Genomic DNA, 16,525 nt, shown 5'->3' with positions numbered 1-16,525 from the left:
AGGATTAACATGGCAAGGAAGAAGCGATCAAGAACAGGTCGACGAAATGTAAATAAGAAGAGCCAAACTAAAATGGTTGATAATTTAATGGGAATAATTCTTTCATTTTTAATGATCATTGGGTTATTTAACTTAGGAATTATTGGTCAGTTATTGGTTGGTTTCTTCAGTATCCTGGTAGGTAAGTCGTATCCGGTCGCAATGATCCTTGTTCTTATCACCGGGCTGTCATTAATGCTTTTTGGTCATTGTCTGAAGTATAATCGCCGATGGGTTGGCGGATTCATTATTTCCTATTGTGGTGTGTTAATCTGGTTGCACTACTTAATGTTTAATCATTTAAATTTACACGCCAACTTTCTTTCTACAACCTGGAACAACCTAAGCAAGGTCTTCTTTCAAACAAGTAACTCCACTAATGTCGGTGGGGGGATGCTAGGTGCTCTCCTTTATACCGGTAGTAACTATTTAATTGGTCGCCAGGGCACAGCAATTTTGGCATGGCTAATGATTATTGCTGGTGTAATCATTTTCTTTGCAATTCCATGGGATCAATTCTTAACTGCTTTTGGTCATCAATTAAAGAAAATGCCAGCAGCTGCTCGCAACGTAAAACAGCACCTTCCTAAGCAGCCACAACTTAAACAGTCATTAAAGAAAAACGGTACGAGTTTACTGGCTAAAAAGACTGCGGAGAAGCATCCTGAACAGCCATCGACTAACGATGAGCGGCAATCATCAACTGCTCCAAAGGCTGAACCACGAATCACGGTTGCAAGTACGAATAGCGAACAACCGTCAACGACCCCTAAGGCAGCTAAAAAGGAGAAAGGGGAAGGGGACGATCTTCAGCTGACCGCAACGACTGCAAAGGAAGATGTCGACTATAAGTTACCACCATTAGACCTGTTGACTAAGATTCCGGTAACGGATCAAAAGGATGATCTGCATGCAATTAAAAAAAATACTAAGAAACTGCAGGATACGCTAAAGTCATTTGGAGTTGACGCGACAGTAGAGAATGTCAATTTGGGACCATCGGTGACTAAATATGAACTGCGCCCTGCTGTTGGTGTCAAGGTAAGCCGAATTACCCACCTAGCTGATGATTTGGCATTGGCGTTAGCAGCAAAGGATATTCGGATTGAGGCACCAATTCCCGGTAAGTCGTTAATCGGAATCGAGGTTCCTAATCAGCAAATTGCCACTGTTGGTTTTCGTGACATGGTGGAATCGATGCCCCATGATGACCATCCGATGAATGTTCCGTTGGGAAGAACTGTTACGGGTGATGTCATGATGGCTGACTTAACTAAGATGCCCCACCTTTTGATTGCTGGGGCAACGGGAAGCGGTAAGTCAGTTGCGATCAATGATATTATTACCAGTATTTTACTGAAAGCTAAGCCGCATCAGGTGAAGTTTTTAATGATTGACCCAAAGAAGGTCGAACTAAGTGTTTACAACGGAATTCCTCATTTACTAAGTCCCGTTGTCTCTGATCCCAAGAAAGCGGCTCGGGCATTAGGAAAAGTTGTTGGGGAGATGGAAAGACGCTACGAGTTGTTTGCTAAGTTTGGTGTGCGAAATCTAAAGGGGTACAACCAGCTAGTCCATGATAATAATGCTCAAGAGGAAAATACTGAACAGCCATCATTACCTCTAATCTTGGTAATTGTTGATGAATTAGCTGATTTGATGATGACAGTTTCACACGATGTTGAAGACGCAATTGTTAGGATTGCTCAAATGGGAAGGGCAGCTGGGATCCACATGATCTTGGCTACTCAACGCCCTTCAGTTGACGTTATTACCGGTTTAATCAAAGCCAATGTTCCGTCACGAATTGCCTTTGCAGTCTCAAGCGGTGTCGACTCTCGAACAATTATTGATACCAATGGTGCAGAAAAATTGCTTGGTCGTGGTGATATGCTATTTGAGCCGATCGACCAGAATAAGCCTGTCCGGGTTCAGGGAGCATTCATTTCTGATCAAGATGTTGAAGCAGTAGTTAATTTCATCAAGGATGAGCGTCCTGCTGAGTATGATCAGAAAATGGTTGTTACTGACAACGAAATTGCGCAAGAAGAACAAAGCGAAGATGAGGATCAGCTATTCCCGGAGGCGTTAAAATTTGTTGTTGATCAGCAAAAGGCATCGACTTCTTTAATTCAGCGACGATTCCGAATTGGTTATAACCGGGCAGCGCGGATTATTGATGATATGGAGCAGCGCGGATATATTGGCCCAGCTAATGGATCCAAGCCTCGAGAAGTCTTTAAGAAAAAGGATCAAGATTAAATCTTATTCGTTTAAAGTTAATAAAAGGACTAGCTATTCGTTACCTTTGAATAACTAGTCCTTTAATGTTTGTTATTAATATTGATTAGAAAATTACATTGCACCTAACGATGCGATTGCCCCAAAGATTAATGAGCCGAGCATTGCGATCAGCATCAGCCAAATGGCAACCATCGTTATCTTTTGAAAACGTGTTTTCTTTTTCCGTTGCATCTTTTTACCGCCTTTCGCAGTTAAATTTACAATAGTAATAGTCTACATCATTTTATAAGGTTATTTCAAACGATCTTAGTAGCTGTGCTAAACTATTTAATATAGAAGCTAATTAGGAGTAGTTAAAATTAGTTATGAATTATCGAATAGCATTTTTCCAGATAATATTATTGGTTATTATTTGGTTCGTTGAAAACTTAATCAGTAAAATCTTTCATTCCGCTCGTCAACACCGCCATAAGCATCATCCGGTTGTTTGGACGGTGGTTCTTTGGTTATTAAGTATTTATAATATTGCAAGTCTCTATTGGATTGCATATCCAATTGCAATCTGGATGGTAGTTGCCATCCTTTTAATGATCGGACAAACGTTTCATTATGGTGAATTTATTTATCGTCGTTATTGGCCCGCGTTTTGGCGCCTGTCGGTGGTTTTAGGTGGGCTCACGTTTATTATTTCATTCTTTTGTCAACATTTGCCGTTAATATAACATTACTAATGGGAATTATTGGTTAGTTAGAAGACAATCCTTTTATTAGTGTCTTTTAACTAACCTTTTTTATTATTATTGATTATTTTTGAAATGTTATGGTGGAAAGTGGGGGATTGTGGTAGACTTTACCTATAAAGTGGTTGTGGGGAGGTAAATGCTAATGTTTATGGGCGAATATACTCATTCGATCGATAGCAAAGGCCGACTAATTATCCCCGCAAAATTTCGTGAATTGTTAGGCACTCACTTTATTGTCACTCGTGGCTTAGATGGGTGTCTATTTGGTTATCCACTTGATGAATGGGAACAGCTCCAGGAGAAATTGAAGGCTTTACCTTTAACCAAGAGGGATGCTCGGGCATTTGTTCGTTTCTTGTACTCTGCAGCAACAGATTGCGAATTTGACAAGCAGGGACGAATTAACTTACCCGATACTCTTTGTCAACATGCTGATTTGAAAAAGAAGTGCGTTATCGTAGGAATTGCAAACCGGCTTGAAATCTGGAGTGCTGAAAAGTGGAATCAATTTACGGATGCCACTGAAGAAGATTTTGATCAAATTGCTGAAGATTTAAATATTGATTTTTAATGGAGGAGTTTAGATGACAGAGTTTAAACATGTGACAGTATTATTAAACGAAGCTGTTGCTGGTCTAAATATCCTTCCAGAAGGAACATATGTTGATGCAACTTTAGGTGGCGGTGGTCACAGTGCTGCAATCTTAAAGCAGTTAACGACTGGTTGCCTTTATTCATTTGATCAGGATCAAACAGCGATTAAATATAATCAACAACACCTAAAAACATTTATTGATGCTGGTCGTTCAGTTTTAATTGAAGATAATTTTCGCAATTTGAAGACTGCCTTGTTAAAACACGGTGTGAAGAGTGTTGATGGTGTTGTATATGATTTAGGAGTCTCCTCACCACAATTTGACGATGCCCAGCGTGGCTTTAGTTATAAATTAGATGCGCCATTAGACATGCGGATGAATCAGCAACAGTCGCTTTCTGCAATGAATGTGGTCAATGAATGGCCATATGAAAAATTAGTAAGGATCCTTTATCGTTACGGGGAGGAACGCTTTGCTAAGCAGATTGCACGAAAAATAGAACGACGGCGCAAAGAAAAGCCGATTCGAACAACCTTTGAATTGGTTAATGTGATTAAAGAAGCAATTCCAGCTGCTGCTCGACGTCATGGTGGGCATCCTGCTAAGAAGAGTTTTCAAGCGATCAGGATCGCCGTTAATGATGAATTGGGAGCGTTGGAAGATTCACTAGAGCAAGCACTTGAATTACTTAATGTTGGTGGGCGAATTAGTGTAATTACCTTTCAATCATTAGAAGATCGCCTTGTAAAAACAATGCTTCATGAAAAGGTTTCGCTGGCGGATGAGTTACCACCAGGCTTACCTATTATTCCACCGGAAATGGAACCAAAATTTAAGTTAATTAATAAAAAGCCAATTCTTCCTAGCAAAGAAGAATTAGCAAATAATCATCGGGCTCATAGTGCTAAATTACGGATAATTGAGCGGATTAAGAAGTAGGATACAAAAGGAAAGTGATTAAGATGGTTTCAAATACTGCAAAAAAGATTTCTCGTGTGCAACCGCGGAGGGTAAACCATGGCACACGGGAGGTACAACGACTAAGCCCTACTGTTCGAACGGTTACGTGGACAAACCTAGAACGTGGCTTGGTGGCTGGTTGTAGTATTTTAACCTTATGTTTAACCATTTTGCTTTTATCAACAAAAAATACGATCAATACTCGTCAACATCAATTGCAGGATTTACAAGCAAGGGTATATCAAGTAAAAAATGATAATGCTAGTCATCGACAAGCAATTGCCGAAATGACAAGTCAGTCCCAATTAAGGTCAGCGGCGAAGAAGTATGGGTTAGTGGATCATAATTCAAACGTAAGGAACGTTAATAAATAATGAATAAGATGACTCAACGAACGAAAAATAACGGAAGTAATGGCAACAGAGAAACTTTTGGTAAGTGGCTCTTTATAATTGTAGTTGCAATGTTTACGTTATTTATCGTTCGTTTTGCGTATATTGCGATTACTAAGGATGTCCAGCATGTTAATTTACGTTCTCAAGCCGAACAGATTTATACGCAAAGGAGAACGATCCTTGCTAAACGTGGCAACATTTATGATCAGCATGGCTCCGTTTTAGCGACAGATACAAGTCGCTATACCCTTTATGCAGTTTTAGATAAGAGTCAGCGTTCAGCGGATGGCAAACCATTATATGTGAAAAATAAGCGCCGAACTGCAAGAATTCTTGCTAAGTACATCAAGATGCCAGAAAGAAAGATTTTAAAGACTCTTTCCAAAAAGGGGCAATCTTATCAGGTTGAATTCGGGAGTGCTGGAGCAAATCTTTCAGTTGCTAAAATGCAACAAATTAAGGCTGAAAAATTACCGGGAATTGGCTTTATCGCCACTCCTGCTAGATCTTATCCAGAAGGTGAATTTGCCTCCCAGATAGTTGGAATGGCTACTCCAAAAATTACAAATAAACAAACTGGTCAAATGACATTAGTTGGTCAGGTCGGGCTAGAAAGTTATTTCAATAAAAAACTTACCGGAAAGAACGGTCTTCGTCAGTACAAACGAGATGTTTACGGCTATCGATTAGCTAATAGTAACCGGGTTGTAAAAAAAGCAGTTAATGGTGACAATGTCTATACAACTCTAGATGCCAAGGTCCAACATATTATGGAAAACAAACTGACCAAGGTATATAAGGAATCTAAAGCCGAGTCAATGATCGCGGTTGTGATGGATGTCAAAACTGGTAAAATTATTGCAGCTTCTCAACGGCCAACGCTCCGTTCAAAGAAGAATCCTGTTTGGCGAAATATGCTAGTTCAGGATGTTTATGAACCAGGTTCAACGATGAAGACATTTGCTTTAAGTGCTGCAATTGACTCAGGTCACTTTGATCCTAACGCAACGTTTAATTCTGGTACTTGGCAAATGGGTGGTGGAAAAGTCACCGATTGGAAAACTTCCGGTTGGGGAACAATTTCCTACAAGGATGCTTTTGATTTATCTAGTAACGTTGGTTTTGCCCATGTTGAGCAAAATATGGGAGCAAAGGTTTGGAAAGATTACCTAACTCGGTTTGGAATGTTCAAAAAGGTGAACGTTGAAGGGATGAATAATGAAATTAGTGGTTATAGTGCTTTTAAGGGAATCCTTCAACAAGCCAACACCGCCTTTGGACAGGGGATTACCGTTAATGCAATGCAAATGATGCAAGGCTTTAGTGCAATTGCAAATAATGGTAAGATGATGAAACCGTACATTATTGATAAGGTAACCGATAATCAAGGAAAAACCATTCAAAAGGTAAAGCCTAAAAAGGTTGGTCAGCCAATCAAAGCTTCTACCTCTAAAAAGGTAGTTAAGATGATGGAAGGGGTTATTTATGACCAAAAAGGAATTGGTCATGACTACCAAATTGATGGTTATAAGATTGCCGGAAAAACGGCGACAGCTCAAATTGGTGGTGCTGGCGGTTACAGTAATGGAGATAGTAACTACCTTTATTCATTTGTTGGGATTGCTCCGGCAAATAAACCGCGGTATGTAATGTATGTTACATTGCGGAAACCCCATAACTTAAGTAAACCAGCAACAAAAATGATTGCGGACGTCTTTAACCCAACGATGAAGTTTATTTTGAGTCGCCAAAAGAGCACTAAACAAAAGAATTCGGGAATTGTAAAGGTTCCTGACTTAATCAACCAGCCAACTCAAAAGGCAAGTGATCAGCTTAATAAGCTCCATCTAATACCTGTTGTTATTGGTTCAGGTCAAACCGTTAAGCGTCAGTCGGTTACTCAGGGTCAATCTTCTTTGATTAACCAACATGTTATTTTGGATACTGGAGGAGATTGCAAAATGCCTGACATTAGTAATTGGAGTTCCGATGACGTTCAACAACTTGCCAAGATGATGGGAATTAAGTTGAGGGAAAAGGGATCCGGTTACGTTACAAAACAAAGTATTAAGACTAATGATGCCGTCCATAAGTCATCAACATTAACTGTTGAATATTCTTCACGACAATAGTTTAGGAGGAAACCATGAATTTTATTAGTATCGTGATAACGTTAGTTTGTTCGTTTTTGATTACATTTCTTTTAATGCCATATTTGATTCGCTACTTCCGCGCCAAGAAGGAAGGACAGCAGATTCGTAAAGAAGGGCCAAAATGGCACGCCAAAAAGGCCGGAACACCAACAATGGGTGGACTCCTATTTATAATTTCAGCAGTCATCGTTGTTTTAGCGGCAGCTGGTTTCTTAGGAATGCTGACTAATACTATGTGGTCCTTATTATTCATCCTAGTTGTCTATGGATTGATTGGAATGTGGGATGACAGTATTAAGATCTTTCACCACCAAAATGAAGGCTTTAAGGCATGGCAAAAAGCTCTTTGTCAGGTTATCGCGGCAATGGTCTTCACGGTTATTTATCAGCATGAAGGCTTTCAAATGGGCTTTGGTACTAGTCAAATCGGCTGGTGGTATGGTTTGTTCATTATTTTTTGGATTGTTGGTTTCTCCAACGCTGTTAACTTAACTGATGGTTTAGATGGACTGGTTAGTGGTTTATCAATTATTTCGTTTGCTGCTTACTTAATTATTGCTCTTGTAAATATCAACCAGCCGGGATATGCGGAAATTGCATTGTTCTGCTTAGCAATGATCGGAACTCTTTGTGGATTCTTCCCTTATAACCATAAACCCGCGAAGATTTTCATGGGTGATATGGGATCACTAGCAATTGGGGCCTCATTAGCTGCAGTTTCTCTCTTGCTCCATCATGAATGGTCATTATTAGTAATTGGAATTGTCTACGTATGTGAAACCGCTAGTGTAATCATGCAAGTAGCCTCATTCAAGTTGACAGGAAAACGAATCTTTAAGATGACACCAATCCACCACCACTTTGAACTTTGTGGTTGGAGCGAATGGAAAATTGATATTGTTTTCTGGAGTGTTGGACTAGTTGCTTCGATTATCGCGGTAGCAAGTATTTTGATCTTTAATATTTAATTCAAATTAGGTGGCAAATAAAAATGAAGAAAGTAACGAACTATAATAATAAAAATGTCCTCGTAATGGGTTTTGGGATTAGCGGTCTAAACGCTGCTCACTTACTAAGAAGCCTTGGAGCAAATGTTGTTGCTAATGATCAGAAGACACCAAAGGATCCGCAAGTTGTTGAGAGTTTAAAAGATGATGGTATTAAGGTACTTACCGGTTCTAATCCTCTTAGTCTCGCTGAGCAACCATTTGATCTTGTAGTGAAGAACCCGGGGATTCCTTATGATAATCCATTGGTAGCAAAGTTCGTTGAAAAGAAAACACCGATTATTACGGAAGCAGAATTAGGCTGGCAGATCTTTGATGGTTACCTTGTTAGTGTTACCGGAAGTAATGGTAAAACAACGACTACGACCTTGACTCAATTAATGATTGCTAAAAGTAACCAGCATCGGGTTGAATATGCGGGGAATATTGGTGTTTCCTTTAGTAAAGTTGCCGCTAAATTGGGACCTGAAGATACTTTAGTAACCGAATTATCCAGTTTCCAATTGTTAGGTGCACCAACTATTCACCCTCACATTGCGATTATCACTAATATTTTCTCTAACCACCTTGATTATCACAAGACACGTGAGAATTATATTAATGCCAAACTTAACATTACCCGAAATCAAACTAGTGATGATTACCTCATTATTAACTGGGATCGGGACGAATGGCAGAAAATTGCACGACGTTCACGAGCAACGATTATTCCATTTTCACGGCAAAATAAGAGTCATGATGGTGCATATGAGCAAGATGGTCAGATTTACTGGCAAGGTGAATACATCATGGATGCAAAAGATATTCGCTTGATCGGTCCACAAAACGTTGAAAATGCTTTGGCAGCAATTGCAGCTGCTAAGTTAAGTGGGGTGGATAACCAGGATATTGTTGATGTCTTAACCACTTTTGGCGGGGTTCGTCATCGCCTTCAATACGTAACTGAATATCAGGGACGGCGATTCTATAATGATTCAAAGTCAACCGACATTGAAGCAACTGAAGTGGCATTGCAAGGATTTGAACAACCGGTCGTCTTGTTAGCGGGTGGCTTGGATCGTGGTTATACTTTTGAACGACTGGTTCCTTACTTTAAGAAACATGTCAAGGCAATTATTGTTTTTGGTCAATGTAAGGATAAAATGAAGGATGCAGCTGTTCAGGCTGGAATTCCTACAATTATTGAAAGCGAGAATGCGATTACGGCCGTTCCCGAGGCGTGGGATGTTAGTGAGCCCGGAGATGTAATTCTCCTTTCTCCAGCGAATGCTAGTTGGGATCAATTCCCAAGCTTCGAGGTTCGTGGTGATAAATTTATTGATGCTGTTAATAAGTTGATTAATAAAAAGGAGGAAGAGTAATGCGGTTACTTGTTTCTGGTGGTGGTACTGGTGGTCACATTTATCCAGCGCTAGCCCTAATTGAACGTTTAAAGCAGGTCGAACCGGATACCGAAGTCCTCTATGTTGGAACCACTCGGGGGCTTGAAAATAAAATTGTCCCTGATGCAGGAATAAAACTTGAGACGATGCAGATGCAAGGGTTTAAGCGTTCTCTATCCTTGGATAATTTTAAGACGATCTATCTTTTTCTGCGGTCCGTTCACCATGCTAAAAAAATTATTCGTGATTTCAAGCCGGATGTTGTTTTAGGAACGGGGGGCTATGTTAGTGGGGCTGTTTTGTATGCAGCAGCGAAAAAACATATTCCAACCGTTATTCACGAGCAGAATAGTGTTGTTGGTGTAACCAATAAGTTCCTTAGTCGTTATGTTGATCAAATTGCGATTGCCTTTGAGGCCGCACGTAGTCAGTTTCCTCAGGGAAAGGTGACAATGACGGGTAACCCACGGGCACAGCAGGTTAGTTCACAAATCAATAGCACTTTTTCTTGGAGTGAGTACGACTTAAAAGATGATATTCCAACCTTAATGATTTTCGGCGGTAGTCAAGGGGCACCAAAGATTAATTCGACGGTTGTGGATTCAATTCCAGAATTTAGTAAGCGCCCATACCAAGTAGTTTTTGCCACTGGTCAGAAGCGTTATGCTAAGGTGCAAGAACAACTTCATGGAGTTAAAATTGGTCAAAGCGTTAAGGTTGTTCCGTACATTAAGGACATGCCCGCTAAAATGCCTAAAGTTGCAGCATTGGTATCTCGTGCTGGAGCAACAACAATTGCCGAAGTAACTGCATTGGGTGTTCCAACAATCTTAATTCCAAGCCCTTACGTGACTGCTAACCACCAGGTAAAGAACGCCCAAGCATTAGTTCGTAAAAATGCTGCAGTGATGATTACAGAAGACAAGTTAGATAGTCGAGCATTATTGGTTCAGGCAGACAAAATTATGGAAAGCCAGGAACTTCGGAGCAAAATGGCAACTGCTTCCCGTAAAATTGGTCATCCTAAGGCAGCCGATGAGTTAATCGACGTTCTCCATAAAGCTATTGATGAGCATTAGTTGGTGAGTAAAATGGCGAGAGGTAATTTTATTCCCGAACATCACCGTTATTCTCAACGACTTGCTCACCTAGAAGCGCAAAGTACTTCGGCAAGCGAAGAGCCACATCAACCGATTGGCAATAAAGTTGTCGGGATAAAGAAACAGCGTCACAGCTCTAGCAGAAGACGGATTACTTTCTTGGGATGCTTCTTCGGTATGATTCTGTTGATCATGCTTTATATTATTTCCCCTTTGAGTAAGATTACTGATGTTAAGATTAGTGGAAATAATGAATTAACCGATAAGCAGGTCGAACAAGCGACCACGGTCCGGTCTGGAAGATTAATTTGGTCTGCATGGCTGGGGCAAAAGCATTTGGAAAGCAAAGCCAAAATAAAGAATCCACAGATTAAATCGATGAAGGTTAAGCTTGTTGGTCCGCAGAGTGTCCACCTTTTGGTTACGGAAAACCAATTGTTGGGTGAAGCACAAGTCGGAAAACAAAGATACGCGGTCTTATCAAATGGTCAGTTACAATTAACGACTGCGCAGAACACTAATATTGATTTTCAAGGCTTTGAGACCCACCGCCAACAACTAGAAATCATTGGTGAACAGTTGGGTAAAATCAAGCCAGCAATATACCATGGCATTTCTTCGATTGAGTATCGACCAACAAAGAGTTCTCCTCACCAAATCATTTTATACATGAAGGATGGGAACACAGTCAGAGCCAACTTAACAAACGTGGGCGATAAGATGAAATATTATCCATCAATCTTGACTAAAATGAAGGGCCAAGGGGTTATTGATCTTCGAGTAGGTGCTTACTCGTACGATTATGGAACAAAAGATAAATGAATTTATTAAAAAACTCACGAAGATCTTTTTTTACAAGCAATTAACTGTGGTAAAATCTAGATTAGACTAATAAATAAAAATAATATTTTAGTGTAATAAAGTTTAGGAGGTTCCTCTCAATGAATAATTCTGAGGTTTATGTTGGGTTAGACATTGGAACCACCTCGATCAAAGCATTAGTATGTGAAAATGTAAAAGGGCAAATGAAGGTCATTGGTGTCGGTGTTGAGCCAGCGGCAGGGATGAGTCGTGGTGTGATAGTTGATATTGATAAGACTGCTCGTGCAATTTCAAATGCAATTGCTCAAGCTGAGGAAAAGTCCAACGTAGACATTAAAAAAGTGATTGTTGGTTTGCCAGCAAACTATTTACAAATGCAACGGGTTCACGGAATGATTACCATTGCTAATAATGGTCAGTCACGGGAAATCGTTGATCAGGACGTTTTAGACTTAGCGCAAGAGGCATTAACGCAAAGTATTCCGCCTGAAAGAACAGTGATTGATTTAGTTCCAACAGAGTTTACCGTTGATGGCTTTGATGGTATTAAGGATCCACGAGGGATGGTTGGAGTTCGCTTAGAAATGAAGGGAACTCTTTATACGGGTCCAAAGACAATTGTTCATAATGCTAAAAAAGCCGTTCAGAAGGCTGGCCTTGAGGTTCGTGATTTCGTTGTGACACCTATTGCAACCGGATTTAACTTACTTAACGATGGTGAGCAAGACTTTGGAACATTGGTAATTGATTTAGGTGGTGGTCAGTCCACGACCAGTATCATTCACGATCACCAATTGAAGTATAGTTATGTCGATCCTGAAGGTGGTCAGTACGTAACTAAGGATGTGTCAACCGTTTTAAACACTTCCTTGAAAAACGCGGAACAATTAAAGCGTGATCACGGTTTTGCTGATAGTACGCAGGCTGATGAAAATGTTCAGATAGACGTTGATGTTGTTGGTCAGGATAAGCCGGTCCAATATAGTGAACAATATCTTTCAGAAGTTATTGAAGCACGGATTCGTCAAATTTTTGATCGTGTCGCTCGCCAATTAGAGCGGATCAATGCTCCTGAATTACCAGGTGGGGTTGTTTTAATTGGAGGAGTAGCAGCTTTACCGGGTATTAGAGAACTAGCTAAACAATATTTTCCTGGTAACGTTAAGATTTTTGTCCCTGATCAAATGGGAATTCGCCATCCGCGTTTTGCAATTGCATACGCACTTGGGCTTTACGAGAACCGTTTATCAGGAATTGACCAATTAATTAAGCAGGTAGTCCAAGAGGCTGATTTTGGTAAAAAAACGCTAGAAAGCAATTCTAGTGACCACAAGCCTCAGAATCAACGAATGGTTGAAAATAATAATGGACCCGCTCAAAAACGTACTAGTCAAGAGCAAAATACGCAAAAGAAAGACGGCTTTAGTAGTAAATTTAAGAGCCTCTTTAATAACTTATTTGATTAACAACTAACGGAGGGTATCGAATGGATAACGAAAATTCAATGGAAAACCAATTTGCCGGAGCTAAAATTAAGGTTATTGGTGTCGGTGGCGGTGGTGGTAACGCCGTTAATCGAATGATCACTGAAAAGGTTCAGGGTGTCGATTTTATCGTTGCTAATACCGATTTACAGGCTTTAAATGCTTCTCAAGCACAAACTAAGATCCAATTAGGACCTAAATTAACCAAGGGGCTTGGTGCTGGTTCTAATCCTGAAGTTGGCGATAAAGCAGCTGAAGAAAGTGAAGAACAGATTCAAAACGCACTTGAAGGATCAGACATGGTCTTTATTACTGCCGGAATGGGTGGTGGTACCGGGACAGGTGCTGCTCCCGTAGTTGCTAAAATTGCCAAGGATAGCGGCGCACTAACTGTTGGTGTAGTTACTCGTCCATTCTCCTTTGAAGGTCCACGTCGTGATAAGTTTGCTAGTGAAGGCTTGGAAAAGTTAAAGGCAAACGTTGACACTTTGATTATTGTTGCTAACAATCGTTTGCTAGAAATGATTGATAAGAAGACCCCAATGATGGAGGCATTTAAGGAAGCAGATAATGTCCTTCGCCAAGGTGTTCAAGGGATCTCTGATTTGATTGTTACGCCAGGATACATTAATTTGGATTTTGCTGATATTAAGACATTAATGTCTAACCAAGGTTCAGCATTAATGGGAGTTGGTAGTGCTACTGGTGAAAATCGAGCAACTGAAGCAACCAAGAAGGCAATTTCTTCACCACTACTTGAAGTATCTATTTCCGGTGCTCAACACGTTTTGATGGATATTACAGGTGGTAAGGACCTTTCGATGTTTGAAGCTCAGGAAGCCTCTGATGTCATTAAGCAGGCTGCTGGAACCAACGTTGATATTTCATTTGGGATGTCATTAAACGAATCACTTGGCGATGAAGTTCGGGTAACCGTTATTGCAACCGGAATTGACGCTAAGAAGAGCAAGAATGCTCAAGCAGCTAAGCATGTTGCACCAGTTAGCGATGAAGCTAAGAAAGCTGAAAGCGAGACTAAAGATGCATCATCTGCTGACCCATTTGATGGTTGGAATGATCCAACAGCTGGAATTAATGATTCCAATGAAAAGACAGATAATGAATTTTCACATGTGAAGAAACCAGAATTTAACGTCTTTAACGATGATTCAGCCGCAACTGATGATGATGACGATAACTTGTCTACACCACCATTTTTCAAGAATCGTCGGCAATAATAAATAATTAGAGATGGGGAGAGGCACTGTTTTAGGGCATCTCCCATTTCGCAATTCTAGAATGGATAGGAGGAATTTAAGATGGCTAATAATCTATTTAAGAGTCTCTTTAGTGACGGCGAGTCTGATAATCAAGAAGAATACTATGATGAACAAGCTCCTATGCCACAGGGAGATAACAAAGTTGTTTCGATGAATAGTATTCGTCAACGTTCAAGTAAAATTGCCTTATATGAACCACGACTATATGCAGATGTTAAACAAATTGCTGATCAATTATTGAATGAACGTGCAGTGATTGTTAATTTCTCGCAAATGGATACGAAAGTAGCGAGTCGAATCGTTGACTTCTTAAACGGGACAGTCTTTGCGATTAGTGGCGATATTAAACGGATCGGTAAAGAAATTTTCCTGTGTACGCCAAAGAACTTTGAAGTTTCAGGAAACCTTTCTGATACGCTTAAGAATGATTCTGATAAAATTTAAGATAGAAGGAGCTTGCAATGGCAATTATTAATTTTTTAGCCTGGGTAATTTACCAACTAGTTGATATTTATATCCTCGTGATTGTCATTTGGTGCTTATTATCATGGTTTCCAAATGCTAGAGGAAGCCGTTTGGGAGAAATTGTTAACCGCTTGGTAGAGCCTTATATGAGTTGGTTTGACTTTATTCCGCCTTTAGGGGGGATTAGTTTTTCACCAATTGTGGCAATCTTTGTCCTTTATTTGGTTCAATACGGGCTAAAAGCAATTACCATGATGCTTTAAATAAACAATGGATGAATTAAATATAAAACAACATTTTCGACTTGACGAAGGGCCAATTATTGACCAAATCAATGACTGGATAGTTCAGGCAGCAGATCAATATCGTCCTGTACTGTCGCCATTCCTTAATCCTCGTCAACGATATATCGCACAGACGCTGGTTAATGGTAATGATAACGTTAAAATGCGGGAATTTGGTGGCCGCCAGGAAGCCGAAATGAGTCGAATCCTTTTCTTTCCCGCTTATTACCAACCACAAGCAAGCGATTTTGAAATTACCTGCTTAGAAATTGATTACCCACAAAAATTCGCAGAACTTCATCATCGTCAAATAATGGGAACGCTGTTAGGCGAAGGCTTAGAGCGGACTTCATTTGGTGATATTATTACTGATGGGAATCGGTGGCAGGTTATCGTTACTAACCAAATGGCTCGATTTATTAGTGAGCGAATTAATCATGTGGGAAAAATTAAGGTCAAGTGGAAGCCGCTCTCTTTTGATGAATTAATTGTACCCATAGAGGATTGGGAGCAGTTACCAACAACCGTTTCATCGTTAAGGATCGATGCTATAGTAGCGGCGGGATTTAATTATTCTCGTAATCGGGCAAAACAATTACTTGAGCGTGGATACGTCCAAATTAATTGGGAAGAGATGCAACGACCAGATTATCTAGTTGGCGAACATGACATGTTATCCGTAAGACATGCCGGTCGTATCCGGGTAGATCAGGTTGGTAGCATTACTAAAAAGAATAAGCAGCGGATTACATTGTCGATAATTCATGCTTAAAATCACATGGAGGAAAAGCTGATGAGTTTAACTGTAGATGAAATAAATCAAATTCAATTTAATACCAAAATGCGGGGTTACAACCCGACTGAGGTTAATGACTTTATTAAGGAAGTTGCACAAGCAGTTCAAGAATTGACCGATCAAAATCGTGCATTACAAGAAAAAGTAAAGGCTGATGAAAGTAAGTTAAAGTACTTTAGTGAGTTAAAGGACTCATTAAACAAGTCAATTCTTGTTGCTCAGGAAGCAGCTGACAAGGTAAAGAATAATGCTAAACGTGAAGCGGACATTATGGTGCGGGAAGCCCAAAAGCAGGCAACTGACATTGTTTCAACCGCAAACGAAAAGGCTAACCAAATTGTTGAAAATACAGCAGAAGGAACTCGTAAGCTAACCTCTGAAACGAGTGATTTAAAGAAGCAAACCCGGATTTTCCGTCAACGGTTGCAAGTAATGCTTGAATCACAATTGGAAGTTGTTAAGAGTGATGAGTGGGACAAGCTGTTAGCAAATGATGATATTGATAAATATGGCGAAATTCAAAATATTTTAGGAACTCGCCTTGACAATAATTCAGGAGAAAGTGTAGAATCAACTTCAATTACAACTAGTGGTTTTGAATCTGAAAGTACAGCTTCATCATTAACTAGTGAGACAGCTTCTGATAGCATTTCACTAGAAAAGAATGTTGCATCTGTTTCAACGGGCACTGCTGAGTCTGAAGAGGTAGTTAAACCTGAAACAAGCGAAAGTGAAAGTGCTCCTACAAGTTCAGCAGAAACTGTTACATCTGATT

17 protein-coding genes are annotated in these 16,525 nt (G+C 40.0%); 16 read left to right on the top strand and 1 reads right to left on the bottom strand.

The window, feature by feature from the left end; translation table 11 throughout:
* Positions 1–9 precede the first annotated feature (9 nt).
* Positions 10–2,301: an FtsK/SpoIIIE family DNA translocase gene (locus LKJ51_RS05110; RefSeq protein ID WP_291979616.1), complete on the top strand. Its 2,292-nt coding sequence runs from the start codon at positions 10–12 to the stop codon at positions 2,299–2,301.
* A 93-nt stretch (positions 2,302–2,394) separates the two neighbouring features.
* Here the strand turns inward: LKJ51_RS05110 and LKJ51_RS05105 are convergent, their stop codons facing one another.
* Complete coding sequence (locus LKJ51_RS05105) at positions 2,395–2,514, bottom strand: DUF4044 domain-containing protein (RefSeq protein WP_291979617.1); 120 nt, start codon at positions 2,512–2,514, stop codon at positions 2,395–2,397.
* 134 nt (positions 2,515–2,648) lie between these two features.
* On the opposite strand from LKJ51_RS05105, the gene LKJ51_RS05100 reads away from it, so the two are divergent.
* The 15 genes from LKJ51_RS05100 to LKJ51_RS05030 all read left to right on the top strand — a co-directional run.
* Positions 2,649–3,005 (top strand): DUF3397 family protein, encoded by a 357-nt coding sequence (locus LKJ51_RS05100; protein WP_291979618.1) that lies wholly within the window; start codon positions 2,649–2,651, stop codon positions 3,003–3,005.
* Positions 3,006–3,168: 163 nt separating this feature from the next.
* The gene (gene mraZ / locus LKJ51_RS05095; RefSeq protein ID WP_291979619.1) at positions 3,169–3,597 is read left to right on the top strand and encodes a division/cell wall cluster transcriptional repressor MraZ; all 429 of its coding nucleotides are present in this window, start codon (positions 3,169–3,171) and stop codon (positions 3,595–3,597) included.
* Between the two features lie 13 nt (positions 3,598–3,610).
* Entirely contained in the window at positions 3,611–4,561 is a 951-nt protein-coding gene (gene rsmH, locus LKJ51_RS05090) for a 16S rRNA (cytosine(1402)-N(4))-methyltransferase RsmH (protein WP_291979620.1), read from the top strand.
* A 23-nt stretch (positions 4,562–4,584) separates the two neighbouring features.
* Positions 4,585–4,956, top strand: coding sequence for a cell division protein FtsL (locus LKJ51_RS05085; protein WP_291980152.1), 372 nt, complete (start codon positions 4,585–4,587; stop codon positions 4,954–4,956).
* On the top strand, positions 4,956–7,109 hold the full coding sequence (locus LKJ51_RS05080; protein WP_291979894.1) for a penicillin-binding protein: 2,154 nt from the start codon (positions 4,956–4,958) through the stop codon (positions 7,107–7,109). Before LKJ51_RS05085 ends, LKJ51_RS05080 begins: the two co-directional genes overlap by 1 nt.
* Before the next feature lie 14 nt (positions 7,110–7,123).
* Positions 7,124–8,098 carry a phospho-N-acetylmuramoyl-pentapeptide-transferase gene (gene mraY, locus LKJ51_RS05075; RefSeq protein WP_291979895.1) on the top strand — a complete coding sequence of 325 codons (975 nt, stop codon included), beginning with the start codon at positions 7,124–7,126 and terminating at the stop codon, positions 8,096–8,098.
* A 23-nt stretch (positions 8,099–8,121) separates the two neighbouring features.
* The gene (gene murD, locus LKJ51_RS05070; RefSeq protein ID WP_291979896.1) at positions 8,122–9,498 is read left to right on the top strand and encodes a UDP-N-acetylmuramoyl-L-alanine--D-glutamate ligase; all 1,377 of its coding nucleotides are present in this window, start codon (positions 8,122–8,124) and stop codon (positions 9,496–9,498) included.
* Positions 9,498–10,598: an undecaprenyldiphospho-muramoylpentapeptide beta-N-acetylglucosaminyltransferase gene (gene murG / locus LKJ51_RS05065; protein WP_291980151.1), complete on the top strand. Its 1,101-nt coding sequence runs from the start codon at positions 9,498–9,500 to the stop codon at positions 10,596–10,598. The genes murD and murG overlap by 1 nt, the downstream gene beginning before the upstream one ends.
* A gap of 12 nt (positions 10,599–10,610) precedes the next feature.
* Positions 10,611–11,441 carry a cell division protein FtsQ/DivIB gene (locus tag LKJ51_RS05060; protein ID WP_291979898.1) on the top strand — a complete coding sequence of 277 codons (831 nt, stop codon included), beginning with the start codon at positions 10,611–10,613 and terminating at the stop codon, positions 11,439–11,441.
* Positions 11,442–11,560: 119 nt separating this feature from the next.
* A complete protein-coding gene (ftsA, locus tag LKJ51_RS05055) occupies positions 11,561–12,907 on the top strand; it encodes a cell division protein FtsA (RefSeq protein WP_291979899.1) in 1,347 nt (448 codons plus the stop codon).
* A 20-nt stretch (positions 12,908–12,927) separates the two neighbouring features.
* Positions 12,928–14,163: a cell division protein FtsZ gene (gene ftsZ / locus LKJ51_RS05050; RefSeq protein WP_291979900.1), complete on the top strand. Its 1,236-nt coding sequence runs from the start codon at positions 12,928–12,930 to the stop codon at positions 14,161–14,163.
* An 81-nt stretch (positions 14,164–14,244) separates the two neighbouring features.
* On the top strand, positions 14,245–14,649 hold the full coding sequence (locus LKJ51_RS05045) for a cell division protein SepF (RefSeq protein ID WP_291980150.1): 405 nt from the start codon (positions 14,245–14,247) through the stop codon (positions 14,647–14,649).
* A 23-nt stretch (positions 14,650–14,672) separates the two neighbouring features.
* Positions 14,673–14,933, top strand: a complete 261-nt coding sequence (locus LKJ51_RS05040) for a YggT family protein (protein WP_291979921.1) — start codon at positions 14,673–14,675, stop codon at positions 14,931–14,933.
* 7 nt (positions 14,934–14,940) lie between these two features.
* Positions 14,941–15,726, top strand: a complete 786-nt coding sequence (locus tag LKJ51_RS05035) for a YlmH family RNA-binding protein (RefSeq protein WP_291979919.1) — start codon at positions 14,941–14,943, stop codon at positions 15,724–15,726.
* A 21-nt stretch (positions 15,727–15,747) separates the two neighbouring features.
* The coding region (locus LKJ51_RS05030) for a DivIVA domain-containing protein (protein ID WP_291980149.1) at positions 15,748–16,525 on the top strand (778 nt) is incomplete at its 3' end.

It is taken from the genome of Limosilactobacillus sp. (assembly GCF_022651205.1).
Classification (GTDB): domain Bacteria; phylum Bacillota; class Bacilli; order Lactobacillales; family Lactobacillaceae; genus Limosilactobacillus.
The sequence above is the reverse complement of the archived record's forward strand: the minus strand, read 5'-3'. Positions and strand labels throughout refer to the sequence as shown.

Coding starts and splice junctions, on each gene's coding strand:
- LKJ51_RS05110 (WP_291979616.1), top strand. CDS start 10: ATGGCAAGGAAGAAGCGATCAAGAACAGGTCGACGAAATGTAAATAAG.
- LKJ51_RS05105 (WP_291979617.1), bottom strand. CDS start 2,514: ATGCAACGGAAAAAGAAAACACGTTTTCAAAAGATAACGATGGTTGCC.
- LKJ51_RS05100 (WP_291979618.1), top strand. CDS start 2,649: ATGAATTATCGAATAGCATTTTTCCAGATAATATTATTGGTTATTATT.
- mraZ (WP_291979619.1), top strand. CDS start 3,169: ATGTTTATGGGCGAATATACTCATTCGATCGATAGCAAAGGCCGACTA.
- rsmH (WP_291979620.1), top strand. CDS start 3,611: ATGACAGAGTTTAAACATGTGACAGTATTATTAAACGAAGCTGTTGCT.
- LKJ51_RS05085 (WP_291980152.1), top strand. CDS start 4,585: ATGGTTTCAAATACTGCAAAAAAGATTTCTCGTGTGCAACCGCGGAGG.
- LKJ51_RS05080 (WP_291979894.1), top strand. CDS start 4,956: ATGAATAAGATGACTCAACGAACGAAAAATAACGGAAGTAATGGCAAC.
- mraY (WP_291979895.1), top strand. CDS start 7,124: ATGAATTTTATTAGTATCGTGATAACGTTAGTTTGTTCGTTTTTGATT.
- murD (WP_291979896.1), top strand. CDS start 8,122: ATGAAGAAAGTAACGAACTATAATAATAAAAATGTCCTCGTAATGGGT.
- murG (WP_291980151.1), top strand. CDS start 9,498: ATGCGGTTACTTGTTTCTGGTGGTGGTACTGGTGGTCACATTTATCCA.
- LKJ51_RS05060 (WP_291979898.1), top strand. CDS start 10,611: ATGGCGAGAGGTAATTTTATTCCCGAACATCACCGTTATTCTCAACGA.
- ftsA (WP_291979899.1), top strand. CDS start 11,561: ATGAATAATTCTGAGGTTTATGTTGGGTTAGACATTGGAACCACCTCG.
- ftsZ (WP_291979900.1), top strand. CDS start 12,928: ATGGATAACGAAAATTCAATGGAAAACCAATTTGCCGGAGCTAAAATT.
- LKJ51_RS05045 (WP_291980150.1), top strand. CDS start 14,245: ATGGCTAATAATCTATTTAAGAGTCTCTTTAGTGACGGCGAGTCTGAT.
- LKJ51_RS05035 (WP_291979919.1), top strand. CDS start 14,941: ATGGATGAATTAAATATAAAACAACATTTTCGACTTGACGAAGGGCCA.